Annotated in this window: 12 protein-coding genes; 7 read left to right on the plus strand and 5 right to left on the minus strand. The window is 69.2% G+C overall.

Features of this window, described 5'->3' with window-relative positions; translation table 11 throughout:
- Positions 1–95 precede the first annotated feature (95 nt).
- Positions 96–1280: a GDSL-type esterase/lipase family protein gene (locus JYK17_RS06830; RefSeq protein WP_222810013.1), complete on the minus strand. Its 1185-nt coding sequence runs from the start codon at positions 1278–1280 to the stop codon at positions 96–98.
- Positions 1281–1294: 14 nt separating this feature from the next.
- The gene (locus JYK17_RS06835) at positions 1295–1876 is read right to left on the minus strand and encodes a TetR/AcrR family transcriptional regulator (protein WP_108014983.1); all 582 of its coding nucleotides are present in this window, start codon (positions 1874–1876) and stop codon (positions 1295–1297) included.
- Positions 1877–1960: 84 nt separating this feature from the next.
- Between JYK17_RS06835 and JYK17_RS06840 the strand changes: the two genes are divergently transcribed.
- From JYK17_RS06840 to JYK17_RS06855, 4 genes are all read left to right on the plus strand, one after another.
- Positions 1961–2458 carry an FBP domain-containing protein gene (locus JYK17_RS06840; protein WP_108014982.1) on the plus strand — a complete coding sequence of 166 codons (498 nt, stop codon included), beginning with the start codon at positions 1961–1963 and terminating at the stop codon, positions 2456–2458.
- Between the two features lie 9 nt (positions 2459–2467).
- The gene (locus JYK17_RS06845) at positions 2468–3088 is read left to right on the plus strand and encodes an L-threonylcarbamoyladenylate synthase (protein ID WP_222810014.1); all 621 of its coding nucleotides are present in this window, start codon (positions 2468–2470) and stop codon (positions 3086–3088) included.
- Between the two features lie 120 nt (positions 3089–3208).
- Positions 3209–3964 (plus strand): dienelactone hydrolase family protein, encoded by a 756-nt coding sequence (locus JYK17_RS06850; protein WP_108014981.1) that lies wholly within the window; start codon positions 3209–3211, stop codon positions 3962–3964.
- Positions 3965–4198: 234 nt separating this feature from the next.
- Positions 4199–5401 carry a glycoside hydrolase family 64 protein gene (locus JYK17_RS06855; protein ID WP_222810015.1) on the plus strand — a complete coding sequence of 401 codons (1203 nt, stop codon included), beginning with the start codon at positions 4199–4201 and terminating at the stop codon, positions 5399–5401.
- A 99-nt stretch (positions 5402–5500) separates the two neighbouring features.
- On the opposite strand, the gene JYK17_RS06860 is transcribed toward JYK17_RS06855, so the two are convergent.
- Both JYK17_RS06860 and arsM read right to left on the minus strand, forming a co-directional pair.
- Complete coding sequence (locus tag JYK17_RS06860) at positions 5501–7891, minus strand: M4 family metallopeptidase (protein ID WP_222810016.1); 2391 nt, start codon at positions 7889–7891, stop codon at positions 5501–5503.
- A 276-nt stretch (positions 7892–8167) separates the two neighbouring features.
- Entirely contained in the window at positions 8168–8917 is a 750-nt protein-coding gene (gene arsM, locus JYK17_RS06865; RefSeq protein ID WP_108015744.1) for an arsenite methyltransferase, read from the minus strand.
- Between the two features lie 110 nt (positions 8918–9027).
- Between arsM and JYK17_RS06870 the strand changes: the two genes are divergently transcribed.
- The 3 genes from JYK17_RS06870 to JYK17_RS06880 all read left to right on the plus strand — a co-directional run bounded on the left by JYK17_RS06870 (position 9028) and on the right by JYK17_RS06880 (position 11760).
- Positions 9028–9414, plus strand: a complete 387-nt coding sequence (locus tag JYK17_RS06870) for an ArsR/SmtB family transcription factor (protein ID WP_108015745.1) — start codon at positions 9028–9030, stop codon at positions 9412–9414.
- 71 nt (positions 9415–9485) lie between these two features.
- Positions 9486–9899, plus strand: coding sequence for an arsenate reductase ArsC (locus JYK17_RS06875; RefSeq protein ID WP_108015746.1), 414 nt, complete (start codon positions 9486–9488; stop codon positions 9897–9899).
- A 346-nt stretch (positions 9900–10245) separates the two neighbouring features.
- Entirely contained in the window at positions 10246–11760 is a 1515-nt protein-coding gene (locus JYK17_RS06880) for an amino acid permease (protein WP_128804135.1), read from the plus strand.
- On the opposite strand, the gene JYK17_RS06885 is transcribed toward JYK17_RS06880, so the two are convergent.
- Positions 11743–13083 (minus strand): DUF3500 domain-containing protein, encoded by a 1341-nt coding sequence (locus tag JYK17_RS06885; RefSeq protein WP_108015748.1) that lies wholly within the window; start codon positions 13081–13083, stop codon positions 11743–11745. The two genes, JYK17_RS06880 and JYK17_RS06885, sit on opposite strands and share 18 nt — an antisense overlap.
- Between the last annotated feature and the right edge of the window lie 130 nt (positions 13084–13213).

The raw sequence follows: 13213 nt of genomic DNA on the forward strand, positions 1-13213 counted from the left end.
GGTCGGGGACGTTACCTCACGTGTACCCGGTGGTGACACGAGTACGGCGCCTGTACGGCACACAGGCGCTGAGGAGGCGACGAGGATGTGGCGTCTCAGACGCGCCGGTCGGCGAAGGCCCCACCCCCGGTGAAGACCCGCTCGGCGAACCGCTCGCCCATCCGCACATGGGTGGCGGCGTCCGGATGGAGCTGGTCGGGCAGCGGCAGTTCGACGGCGTCGCCGTCCCCGTACAGGTCACGGCCGTCGAGGTAGTGCAGGTTCGGGTCCTCGGTCGCGCGCTGCGTCACGATGCGGGCCAGCTCGTCGCGGATGACGCCCAGGCTCAGCTTTCCGTCGGCGCGTTCCGCCGGATCGCCCATGGCGTGGAACTGGAGCCGGCCGTCGCCCAGGGTGCTGAAATCCAGGACGGTCGGACCGGGCGTCTCCTCGTGGATGGGGCACAGGATGGGCGAGACGACCAGCAGCGGTGCCGTGGGGTGGCCCTCGCGGACGGTGTCGAGGAAGCCGTGGACGGCGGGAGTGAAGGCGCGCAGCCGCATCAGGTCGGTGTTGACTAGGTTGATGCCGATCTTGACGCTGATGAGGTCGGCGGGGGTGTCGCGCATCGTGCGGGCGGTGAACGGGTCGAGCAGGGCGCTGCCGCCCAGCCCCAGGTTGACCAGCTCCACGCCACCGAGCGAGGCGGCGAAGGCCGGCCAGGTGGTGGTGGGGCCCGCGGCGTCGGAGCCGTGGCTGATCGAACTGCCGTGATGCAGCCACACCCTGCGCTCGGACGGAGGGGCGGGCTCCACGGGGGCGTCGGTACGCAGGGCGACCAGTTCGGTGGTCTCGTTGTGCGGCAGCCAGATCTCCACGTTCTTGGCCTCGTCGGACAGGCCGGTGAAGCGCAGCGTGCCCACGCCGCCGGCAGTGACTTCGGCGGTTCCGGCGGTCATGTCGATGGTGACGGTGTCACCGCCGTCGACGCTCCCCCGGCCCGCCGGGCGACCGTCCACGAGGAGTTCGTACACGCCGTCGGGACGGGAGGGGGCGCCGACGTAGAGGCGCTTGGTGGGCACGGTGTCCAGTTCGGCGGCCGTCGCGCGGGTGCGGAAGGCCAGTCGTACGCCGGAGGGCTGGGACTCGGCCATGGCGAGCTGCGGATCGGTGCACTGGGCGCGCGCCCACGCGGGGAGCCGGTGCGGGAGCAGGCCACGCCCGGTCCGCTCCACGTCGATGGCACCGCGCAGCAGAGCCGCGGTGAGGGGCGTGGTGATCCAGTCGTACGTGGTGTGCATCGGTGTCCTCAGCCTCACGGTCGTCGGGCGGGGTCGGTGGGCCAGTTGCGCAGCAGGGCGTCGAGCGCGTCGAGGACGCGTGCCCAGCTGACCTCCGGGTCGGGGGCGCTGTGGCTGAAGCTGCCGCTCATCTCGAGGCTGACGTAGCCCTGGAAGACGCCGCCGAGGAGCCGGACGGCGTGGGTCTGGTCGGGTTCCGCCAGGTCGTAGCCGCGCAGGATCGCGCGGGTCATCTGGGAGTGCCGTACGCCCGCGCTGGCGGCCGCGGTTTCGGGGTCCAGTCGGGTCCGGGCGGCGTCCGCGCGTCCGGGGTGTTCCCTGGCGTAGTCGCGGTAGGCGTTGGCGTAGGCGGCGAGGGCGTCCTTCCCGGCGCGGCCCGCGAGGGCGTCGGCGGCTCGCTCGGCGAGTTCCTCCAGGGCGAACAGGGCGATACGGATCTTGAGGTCCTGGGAGCTCTTCACATGCGAGTACAGGCTCGCGACCTTGACGTCGAAGCGCCGTGCGACCTCGGAGACGGTCACCCGGTCGAAGCCGACCTCGTCCGCCAGCTCCGCACCCGCCCGCACCACACGCTCCGTGGTCAGCCCTGCGCGCATCCGCTACACCTCTCTCCGGCCACGACCTCGTCCAGAACTCATTATGCATTTGCCTAAACTCTTTAGGCAAAATACCTTGAGGTTATGGAACCGCTGACCGAGCGCGAGATCCGCGCAGCCTTCATCAACTGCACCAAGGGCGAGGCGAAGCGCCTGTCCGTCCCGCGCGACCTGGCCGAGCAGCCGTGGGAGGACCTGGACTTCCTCGGCTGGCGCGACCCGCAGGCGCCCGGCCGCGCCTACCTCGTCACCGCGGGGGACGACGGCCGGACGAGGGCCGTCGCCCTGCGCGGCGCGAGCTCCGCCGTCGGACAGCAGCGGCGCAGCATGTGCTCGATGTGCCTGACCACCCACTCCGGCGGCGTCTCGCTGATGGTCGCGCCGAAGGCGGGGAAGGCCGGGCAGCAGGGCAACTCGGTGGGCGCCTACATCTGCAGCGATCTCGCCTGCTCCCTGTATGTGCGGGGCAAGCGGGACGCGGGAGTCGGTGCGCGGCTGCACGAGACGATCACGCTGGAGGAGAAGATCCGGCGGACGGTGGCGAACGTCGCCGCGTTCGTCGCCAAGGTCGGGACGGCATAAGCTCGGTGAATGGCGAAGTACTTCGACGTGCACCCCGACAACCCCCAACCGCGTGCCATCTCCCAGATCGCCCAGAGCATCCGCGACGACGCCCTTATCGCGTACCCGACAGACTCCTGTTATGCGTTGGGCTGCCGGTTGGGCAGCCGTGACGGCATCGAGCGGATCCGGTCCATCCGCCACCTGGACCACCGACACCACTTCACCCTCGTCTGCCAGGACTTCGCACAGCTCGGCCAGTTCGTGCACGTCGACAACGACGTGTTCCGCGCCATCAAGGCATCGACGCCCGGCAGTTACACCTTCATCCTGCCGGCGACGAAGGAAGTGCCGCGCGTGCTGCAGCACCCCAAGAAGAAGACGGTCGGCGTGCGCATCCCCGACCACGTCGTCACCCAGGCCCTGCTCACCGAGCTCGGCGAGCCGCTGGTGTCCAGCACGCTGCTCCTGCCCGACGAGGAGGAGCCGATGACCCAGGGCTGGGAGATCAAGGACCGTCTCGACCATGTGCTGGACGCGGTCGTGGACTCCGGGGACTGCGGCACGGAACCGACGACGGTCATCGACTTCTCGGACGGCGAGGCCGAGATCGTACGGCGTGGGGCCGGGGACACGTCACGCTTCGAATGAGCCGTTCCGCCTTGGGCGGGGGGCCTTTCCGACGGGTCGATGGTACGTGCAACGATATGCGCACCCGGCCCGTCGGGCCGCACAGCACGTCGGCGCCGCGCGCGCAGAGAGGCAGCCCCCATGACCTCCGTACAGGGAACAGCCGTTGACATCACCACCGCGGACGGCGTCGCCGACGCCTATCTCGCGCATCCCGATGACGGCCTCCCCCACCCCGCAGTACTGCTCTACCAGGACGCCTTCGGACTGCGTCCGCATCTGAGGTCGATGGCCGACCGGCTCGCCGGTTCCGGCTACACGGTCCTGGTGCCCAACGTCTTCTACCGGAACGGCCGCACGCCGGTCTTCGACCTCCCGGAGTTCATCGACGTGTCCGCGCGGCCGGAGATCTTCCAGACGGTCGGCCCGGCGATGCAGGCGCTCACCCCCGACCGCGCAAAGCGGGACGCGGGCGCATACCTCCAGTGGCTGGCCGACTCACCGCTGGCCGCCGACGGCCCGGTCGCGCTGACCGGCTACTGCATGGGCGCTCGGCTCGCCCTGCTGACGGCCGGCTCCTACCCGGACCGGGTCGCCGCCGCGGCCGGTTTCCACGGCGGACGGCTCGCGACCGACGCACCGGACAGCCCGCACCTGGTGGCGGGGAACATCACCGCCGAGCTCTACTTCGCCCACGCCGACAACGACGGATCCATGCCGCCGGAGCAGCAGCAGCTCCTGGAGGAGACCCTCACGAAGGCAGGCGTACGGCACCGCTGCGAGGTCTACCCCGGTGCGCGCCACGGGTACACGCAGGCGGACACGGCCGAGTACGACAAGGAGGCCGACGACCGTCACTGGGCGGCCCTGCTCGACCTTCTGAACCGGACTTTCTGAACCGGACTTTCTGAACTGGTCCTTCTGAACCAGGCCGACCGGCCTGTTCTGACGGACAAACAGGCGCCTACGCCCGCGGGTCGGACCCGCGGGCGTCGTCATTCACCTCGCTCATCGTTCAACTTATTGACATGCTCGCGCCTCAGTGCCAGTTTGAGAGCGCTCTCAAAGGCGGTCCGGACCAACTTCGAGAGCAATCCCCCCACAAGTGTTGAACCCCCCACGGAGGTGCGCGTGCACGCAAGGAAAGTCAAGTACCGGCTTCTGGTCCCGACAGCGGCGGCAGCGCTGATCGCCGGGGCCCTGGCGCTCCACTCGCCCTCGTCCGCGGACGCCGCTGTGCCCGACACCATCCCCCTGAAACTCACCAACAACTCCGGTCGCAGCGAGCCCGTTTACATCTACACGCTCGGCACCCAGCTCTCGTCGGGCAAGCAGGGCTGGGCCGACGGCGACGGCACGTTCCACGCATGGCCCGCGGGTGGCAATCCGCCGACCCCCGCGCCCGACGCGTCGATCGCCGGTCCGGCGTCCGGACAGTCGAAGACGATCCAGATCCCCAAGTTCTCCGGCCGGATCTACTTCTCGTACGGCAAGAAGCTCGACTTCAAACTGGCCACCGGCGGTCTGGTGCAGCCGGCCGTGCAGAACCCCAGCGACCCCAACCGCGACACGCTGTTCAACTGGTCCGAGTACACGCTGAACGACTCCGGCCTGTGGCTCAACAGCACCCAGGTGGACATGTTCTCCGCGCCCTACGCGGTCGGGGTGCAGGGCGCCGACGGCAACACGACCACCACCGGGCACCTCAAGTCGGGCGGCTACAACGGCTTCTTCAACGCGCTGAAGAGCCAGGGCGGCGGCTGGGACAAGCTCATCCAGACCGGGTCCGACGGCACCGTGCTGCGTGCGCTGGCGCCCGGGTACGGCATGGAGACCGGCGCCCTGCCGAAGACCGTGATGGACGACTACATCAACCGCGTCTGGCAGAAGTACGCGTCGACGACGCTGACCGTGACGCCGTTCGCCGACAAGCCCGACACGAAGTACTTCGGCAAGGTCTCGGGTGACGTCATGAACTTCACCGACAGTTCGGGCTCGGTCGTCACCACCTTCCAGAAGCCCGACGCGGACAGCATCTTCGGGTGCCACAAGCTGCTGGACGCGCCCAACGACCAGGTGCGCGGACCGATTTCGCGGACCCTGTGCGCGGCCTTCAACCGCTCCACCCTGCTGACCAACCCGAATCAGCCGGACACCTCGGACGCGGACTTCTACAAGGACTCCGTGACCAACCAGTACGCCAAGAACATCCACGCGCAGATGGCCGACGGCAAGGCCTACGCGTTCGCCTTCGACGACGTCGGCAACCACGAGTCCCTGGTTCACGACGGCAGCCCGCAGCAGGCGACCCTGACGCTCGACCCGCTGAACTGACGAACTGACACACGCCGGACCTCACCACCCCGCTCCGGTGCGGGGTGGTGAGGTCCATTTCATGCGTGCAGCTCGGTGCATGGCACCTCGTGCAGTAGATCAGCTCGTGGTGACGGCGGTGTCGTCGACGACGAAGCTGGTCTGCAGCGAGGAGTCCTCCGCGCCGCTGAACTTCAGGGTGACGGTGGAGCCGGCGTACGAGGACAGGTCGAAGGACTTCTGGGCGTAGCCCGAGGCGGCGTTGACGTTCGAGTACGTCGCCAGGGTCTTGGATCCGGCGGTGACCGTCAGCTTGTCGTAGGCAGTACTGCCGGTGGTCTCCGAGGTGTCGATGTGCAGGTAGAAGGTGAAGGTGGCCTTGCAGCCGGCCGGGACGGTCACCGACTGGGAGAGGGTGTCGGTGTGCGTGGTGCCGTAGCCGTCCAGCCAGGCGTAGGACGAGCCGCCGTGCGCCGCCTCACCGCTGTCGTTGGTGATGACGCCGCTGGTCGCGGTCCAGGCGGTGTTGCCCGACTCGAAGCCCTGGTTGCCCAGGAGCTGGGAGGAGGTGCAGCCGCCGCCGGTGGAACTCACCGTCCAGCTGAAGGACGCGGTGCCGGTGGCGCCGGTGCTGTCGGTCACCGTGACGGTGGTGCTGTAGGTGCCGGCCGTCGTCGGCGTACCGGAGATCACACCGGTGGAGCTGTTGATCGACAGGCCCGTGGGCAGTCCGCTCGCGGCGTACGTGAGTGATCCGCCGTTGGTGGAGCTGGCGGAGACCTGCAGGCTCACCGCCGTGCCGACAGTGGAGGACTGGCTGCCCGGGTTGGTGACCGTGACGCCGTTGCTCGGCACGGTGATGTGGCCGCCGACGTTGATGCCGGCGAAGGCGTTGCCGACCCCGGCGTACTGCACGGAATTGGTGCCGTACAGCGCGGCGGCCGCGTTGAGGGCGGCGGTGCGGGCTCCGGCGTAGTTGGTGCTGGACGTCATGTACGTCGTCAGCGCCTTGTACCAGATCTGCAGGGCCGCGGCCCGTCCGATGCCGGCGACCGCGACGCCGTCGGACGTCGGGCTGTTGTAGGTGACGCCGTTGATGGTCTTGGTGCCGCTGCCCTCGGAGAGCAGGTAGAACATGTGGTTCGCCGGACCCGAGGAGTAGTGCACGTCGAGGTTGCCGACGCCCGAGTACCAACTGTCGGCGGAGCCGCCGTCCTTGCTCGGCTTGTCCATGTAACGCAGCGGCGAGCCGTCGCCGTTGATGTCGATCTTCTCGCCGATGAGGTAGTCGCCGACGTCACTGCTGTTGTTGGCGTAGAACTCCACGCCGGTGCCGAAGATGTCGGAGGTCGCCTCGTTCAACCCGCCCGATTCTCCGGTGTAGTCGAGGCCCGCGGTGTTCGAGGTGACGCCGTGGCTCATCTCGTGTCCGGCCACGTCGAGCGAGGTCAGCGCGTGGGTGTTGCCGGAGCCGTCGCCGTAGGTCATGCAGAAGCAGCTGTCGTCCCAGAAGGCGTTGACGTAGCCGCTGCTGTAGTGGACCCGGGAGTAGGCCGCGGCGCCGTCGTTCCTGATGCCGCTGCGGCCGAAGGTGTTCTTGTAGAAGTCCCAGGTCTCCTGGGCGCCGTAGGCCGCGTCCGCGCCGGCGGTCTGCGTGTTGGACCCCGTACCGTCCCCCCAGACGTCGTCGGAGTCGGTCATCAGGGTGCCGGTGCCCGAGGTGGCCCGGTTGAGGTTGTACGTCTTGTGGCCGCCGCGCGTGCTGTCGTTCAGCTGGTACGTCGAGCCGGACAGCGTGGTGTTCAGCGTGACCGTGCCGCTGTACTGGGTGTGGCCGGTGCCCGTCTTGATGTCCTGGAACCGGCCGAGCTCCTTGCCGGTGGTGGCGTCGGTGACGACGTGCAGCCGGCTCGGTGTGCCGTCGTCCTGCAGTCCGCCGACCACCGTCTCCCAGGCGAGCCTGGGGGTGCCGTCGCCCGCCCAGATCACCTTGCGGGCACTGTCGGCGGAGGGCCGCTCGGCGTCGAGGGCCCGCGCCGTCATGAGGGCCTTGGCCTGGGCGGCCGACTTGGTGAAGGTCGCCGTGGTCGAGGCGACCTTGATGGTGTGCTTGTTGTTGAAGGTCGTGCTCACCGTGCCCTTGGCCAGAGAGGCGGGCGGAGTGTGCACGACCAGGTCGCCGCCGAGGACGGGCAGACCGGCGTAGGTCCGCTCGTAACGGGTGTGCACGGTGCCGTCGTTGTCCTTGACGACGTCCTTGACGACGAGCTTCTCCTTGGCGCCGAGGCCTATGGAGCGGGCGGTCGCCGCGGTCTTCTGCTGTGCGCTCTTGATCAGCGCGCTGTGCTGCGCGCCGGTCAGCTTCATCTCCAGGCCCCCGGTGCGCAGGGGGCTGGGGTGGGGAGCCGCGGGGGCGGCGTTCGCCGGAACCGACTGGATGCCGACGGCGAGGAGGGCCGCGGTGGAGGCCAGGGCTCCGACCGCGGTCCATGTGCGGGGGATGCGTCTCACTCGTTCTCCTACTGCTGCGGCCGCGTGGGGGCGGCCAGGACAGACCGGGCAGACGGGTGTACTGACCGGGACGAGCAGAGCTGTGCGAGACCGTCACAGCTTGGTGAGAACGTGGGGGGTGGGTGCGGCCGTTGAACGGAGAATGACAGCCTTGACCAGGTCATGCCAGCGACTTGAGGGCCAATCGAGGGTTATCCCTCTGTGCGGCGGCAAGACCTAGGGTCGTCGCCCCAAGCAGCCCTGGATGCATGGGACTTGGCGGTACGCCGGATGGGCTCAGCGGGGCTTGACGGCGCGGACGAGCGCGGAGTGCATGCCGTCGGCGACCGGCTGGGTCGGCGTGATCTCGATGTCCGTGAAGCCTGCGGCCTCCAGGCCCCGGCGGTATTCCGAGAAGGAGAGGGCACCGGCGATGCAGCCGACGTAGTCCCCGCGCTCGGCACGCTGGTCGGGGGTGAGCGTGTCGTCGGCGACGATGTCGGACACGCCGAACCTGCCGCCCGGCCTGAGCACCCGGAAGGTCTCGGCGAAGACGGCCGGCTTGTCGGTGGACAGGTTGATGACGCAGTTGGAGATGACGACGTCGATCGTGTTCGCGGGCAGCGGGACGGCCTCGATGGTGCCCTTGAGGAACTCCACGTTCGTCGCGCCCGCCTTCGCCGCGTTGGCGAGAGCCAGGGCGAGCATCTCCTCCGTCATGTCCAGTCCGTACGCCTTCCCGGTGGGACCCACGCGGCGGGCGGACAGCAGGACGTCGATGCCGCCGCCCGAGCCCAGGTCCAGAACGCGCTCGCCCGCGCGCAGTTCCGCGACGGCGGTGGGGTTGCCGCAGCCGAGGGAGGCGGCGAGGGCCTCGGCGGGCAGCGCCTCGCGCTCGTCCGCGGCGTACAGGGTCGAGCCGAAGTTCTCGTCGGTCTCGACCGGTTCGGGTCCGCAGCAGCCGGTGCCGCCGACGGTGACCTTCGTGGCCGCCGCCGCGTACCTCTGACGGACGGTTTCCCGCAGGTCGGTGCTCTGATCGCTCATGACGCACTCCTGGATGAGGGGACGCAGGCGCACTGCGCCCCGGGTCGGCCTGTATTGACGTTCATCGATTCAAGCTTGCGCCTTGGATCGATGAACGTCAATATAGAAGGATGACGAAGGAGACGACGAAGGAAGCGCTGGTGGTGATCGGCCAGGTCGGCGCCTGCTGCCCCGGACTGTCCGCCGCACCGCTGGACGAGGACCGGGCGGTCGAGCTGGCCAGGGTGTTCAAGGCTCTGGGCGACCCGATCCGGTTGCGGCTGATGTCGATGATCGCCTCGCGGGGAGAGGGCGGCGAGATCTGCGTGTGCGACCTGACCCCGGCCTTCGACCTGTCCCAGCCGACCGTCTCCCACCACCTCAAGCTCCTGAGGCAGGCCGGACTCATCGACTGCGAGCGGCGTGGGACCTGGGTCTACTACTGGGTGCTGCCCGGTGTCCTGGACCGGCTCGGAGAATTCCTCACCACGGCACGGACCGCGGGCGCCGACGCCTGAACGTCCCGCTCGCCGACGAGCCGGCCAGGACGGGTTCGCGGCCGGCCGGCTCCACCAGAAAGGCTCCCACCGTGAACGACCGGCCCGCGCGCCCCTCCGTACTGTTCGTCTGCGTCCACAACGCGGGCCGATCCCAGATGGCGGCCGCTTTCCTCGAACACCTCGCGGGCGACCGCGTCGACGTCCGCTCCGCCGGTTCCGCGCCCGCCGAAACCGTCAACCCTGCCGTGGTCGCGGCGATGGACGAGATCGGCATCGACCTCTCCGCCAGGACCCCGAAGATCCTCACCACGCAAGCCGTCCAGGCCTCCGACGTCGTGATCACCATGGGGTGCGGCGACGCCTGTCCGGTCTTCCCCGGCAAGCGATACCTCGACTGGCAGCTCGACGATCCCGCGGGTCAGGACGTCGAGGTGGTACGCACGATCCGCGACGCGATCGAAGCGCGGGTGAGGGCGCTGATCTCGGAGATCGCGCCGGGCTGAGGGGGCGTCTTCCGCGCAGCGCAATGCCGATCGCGGGCCGGGTCGTGCGCGGCCGCGGCGGCCCGCTACATGTCCGCCCGCGCGCGCCAGAGGGCGAACGCACCGGCCGCGCATCCGGCGCCTGATCGATGAGCGGGCCAACCTCGATCGCGCGCCACACCGGGTGGCCCCGCCGAGGATGGCGGGGCGCTGCTCGAACACCGCCCGGAACAACTCCCGTTCGACGCCGAAATGATGGCGCAGCGCACCGCGCGTCCACCCTGCCCCAGGCTGCTGACGAGTCATCACGTGTCACTCGGGGAACGGAGACAGGGAAGGCACGATCGTCGACTACGGGGGAACTGTGATGTCTCGCAGCACAGCGGCACCGACCACGGCTCAGGACGACACCGTCCTGGCACGGCTCGGCATCAGGGCCGAACTCGCCCGCAGAATGGGCGTGTTCGGCAATTTCGCGATCAGCTTCTCCGTCATCTGCATCCTGGCCGGCGGCATGAGTCTGTTCGGCTACGGCCTGGACCACGGCGGTCCCGCGGTCATGCTCGGCAGCTGGGTCGTCATCGGCTTCATGACGCTGCTCGTCGGGATGTCCCTGGCGGACGTCGTCTCCGCCTACCCCACCAGCGGTGGACCGTACTTCATGGCCGACAGGCTCGGCGGCCCCCGCTGGGGCTGGACCACCGGCTGGCTCAACCTGCTGGGCCTGCTGGGCGCCATAGCGGGGATCGACTACGGCGCCGCGACCTTCATCGGCGCCTTCGCCCAACTGCAGTGGGACGTGACGCCCACCGACACCACCACCCTCGTCGTCTTCGGGTGCATCCTGCTGCTGCACGGCCTGCTGAACCTGCGCGGCGTGCGCCTGGTCACCGTGCTCAACTCGATCTCGGTGTGGTGGCAGTTGGCAGGGGTCGCCGTCATCGTCGGCGCCCTCACCCTCGCCCCGGCCCACCACCGGTCGGTGCGGTTCGTCCTCACCCACTTCAACAACGACACGGGCTTCACCAGCCCGCTGTACGTCTGCCTGATCGGTGCCCTGCTCGCGGGCTACACCTTCTGCGGCTACGACGCCAGCGCCCATGTCGCCGAAGAGACGACCGAGGCGCAGACCTCCGCCCCCAGGGGCATCGTCCACGCCGTGACCGTCTCCTGGATCGCGGGCTTCGTCCTGCTGGCCGGGATGCTCGCCGCCATCCAGGACTACGACGCCACCCGGAACACCGCCACCGGCGTGCCGCCCGCGCAGATCTTCCTCGACGTCCTGGGCGCCAACGGCGCCAAGTCGCTGCTCCTGGTCGTCATCGTGGCGATGCTGTTCTGCGGCAACGCCGAGGTCGCCGCCACGAGCCGCATGATCTACGCCTTCTCCCGCAGCCGCGCCCTCCCGGGCTGGCGGACCTGGCGGCGGGTCAGCAGCCGTACCAGGACCCCCGTACCCGCCGTATGGCTCGCGATCAGCGTCCCCTTCGTGCTGGCCCTGCCCGCCCTGTGGTCGCCCGCCGCCTACGGTGCCATCACCGCGATCAACGCGGTCGGCATGATCCCCGCCTACGGCATCCCCGTCTACCTCGCCCTGCGCAAAGGGCAGCACTACCGCCCGGGGCCCTGGAGTCTCGGCCGCTGGCGCCGCCCGATCGGCGTCATCGCCGTCGCCTACGTCGTCGTCATCACGGTCGTCTTCTGCCTGCCACAGTCGGCACCCATCACCACCGAGTCCTTCAACTACGCCGGCGTCACCCTCGCCCTCGCACTGCTGCTGGCCTGGCTCACCTGGATCACCCGCGGCCGTCACGCCTACCGGCTCACGGCGACCGGCGGCAGTGGCAGTGGCAGTGGCAGTCCCTCACCGGTGGTGGGGTGAGGTCAGGTAGTGCTGCCGCAGGAGTTCCTTTCCGTAGTCGTTGCCGTTCGGGGTGCGGATGACGGAGTGGACGTGCATCTGGGTCGGGCCGCTTCCCTGGGTCGCGCCGTAGGCGCCGGCGAGCGGGCCCGGTGCCTGGCAGTCCACCTCGACCCACACCACCGGGCTGTGCACCCGGACGTAGAAGGCGGCGTCGTCCGCGGTGCCGCCCGACCAGGTGGCAAAGGTGTCGTCGAGATGCTTGCGGACCTCGGCCATCCGGACCTTTGCGGCGTCGGCCTTCGCCCGCCCGACGAAGGCCTCGACGATGGCGAGGAGCTTCGCCTTCTGGGCGCCGGTGAGGGCGCTGCCTCGTATGCCTTCGTACGCCTGGACCGTGTTGTCGGAGAAGGCCCCGGCCTTCATGGACTCGTTGGACTTGGTCGGGGAGGCGATGGCGACCTTCTGCTGCGCCTCGGTCAGGGAGTTGATGAAGGCGAGGCTCGCGAGGACCTCCTCGTGGCAGACGGTGACCGTCTCGCCGTCGATCTTCATGGACGTGGGTTCCGAGCCCCAGAAGCAGGGGCTCATCACGACCTGGTCGCCGAGGACGAAGTAGTTGAGGACCAGGTGGTGGCCGTCGAACTGGAAGCCCCACGGCTCGCTGTCCGACGGCGTGCCCATCACGGTCCAGTAGTAGGCGTCCTCGTTGAAGGAGTCGGTGTTGTCGATCGCCTCGCCGGCCGCCTGGTTGATCCTGCGGATCTTCTCCGTGGTCTCCAGGCCGTCCGCGCTCAGCGCAGCCTTCAACAGGGCTGTACCCAGCGCCTTCTGATCGTCGCTCAGGTCGGCGAGGGAGACGCCCTGGCGTTCGTAGGAGTCGACGTTGCTCCACAGCCGCCACTCGGTGGAGTGGACCGTGAACTGGGTCGAGGACCTCTGGGTGTCGGAGAGCCCGGCCAGGAATGCCTTGGCCGCGGAGATCACCGGGGCGGTGTCGACCTTGGTGGAGTGGATGGTGAACAGGTCGTCGATCCGCTTGCCGTCGGTCGTCAGACCGAAGAACTCCTCGGTGATCGACTGGTTGCCGGGTCCGCCCGCGCCGCCGCCCGGGCCACCGCTGGGAGCACCGCTCGGCGCGGGACTGGCCGATGCGTCGGCCGTGCCGGTGGTGTCGTCGGCCGTCGCGGCCCACGCGCCGGCACCGCCCATCGTGACCAGCGCCGTGGCACCGCTCGCGAAAAAGACCTTGCGCATGAAGGTGCGGCGGCTCGCACGGGCGCTGTCAGCACCGTCGGAGTGCGGCTCCCGGTCGGTCGGCTCTGCGGCGTCGAGCTCGGTCATCGTCGCGCTTCCCTTCGTCGTGGCGTGTCCCTGCCGGACCGCCGTGGAGCCACGACTGTCGCGGACCAAGCTGAGGCACACCTGAAGTCGGAGCCCGGACGTGGTACGAAAAATCGGGCAAGTCAGGCCG

This window comes from Streptomyces plumbidurans, assembly GCF_019857225.1.
Taxonomy (GTDB): Bacteria; Actinomycetota; Actinomycetes; order Streptomycetales; family Streptomycetaceae; genus Streptomyces; species Streptomyces plumbidurans.

Bases quoted from the DNA above. Each gene is read 5' to 3' on its own strand.
- JYK17_RS06830 (WP_222810013.1), bottom strand. From the start codon at position 1,280: ATGCACACCACGTACGACTGGATCACCACGCCCCTCACCGCGGCTCTG.
- JYK17_RS06835 (WP_108014983.1), bottom strand. From the start codon at position 1,876: ATGCGCGCAGGGCTGACCACGGAGCGTGTGGTGCGGGCGGGTGCGGAG.
- JYK17_RS06840 (WP_108014982.1), top strand. From the start codon at position 1,961: ATGGAACCGCTGACCGAGCGCGAGATCCGCGCAGCCTTCATCAACTGC.
- JYK17_RS06845 (WP_222810014.1), top strand. From the start codon at position 2,468: ATGGCGAAGTACTTCGACGTGCACCCCGACAACCCCCAACCGCGTGCC.
- JYK17_RS06850 (WP_108014981.1), top strand. From the start codon at position 3,209: ATGACCTCCGTACAGGGAACAGCCGTTGACATCACCACCGCGGACGGC.
- arsM (WP_108015744.1), bottom strand. From the start codon at position 8,917: ATGAGCGATCAGAGCACCGACCTGCGGGAAACCGTCCGTCAGAGGTAC.
- JYK17_RS06870 (WP_108015745.1), top strand. From the start codon at position 9,028: ATGACGAAGGAGACGACGAAGGAAGCGCTGGTGGTGATCGGCCAGGTC.
- JYK17_RS06880 (WP_128804135.1), top strand. From the start codon at position 10,246: ATGTCTCGCAGCACAGCGGCACCGACCACGGCTCAGGACGACACCGTC.
- JYK17_RS06885 (WP_108015748.1), bottom strand. From the start codon at position 13,083: ATGACCGAGCTCGACGCCGCAGAGCCGACCGACCGGGAGCCGCACTCC.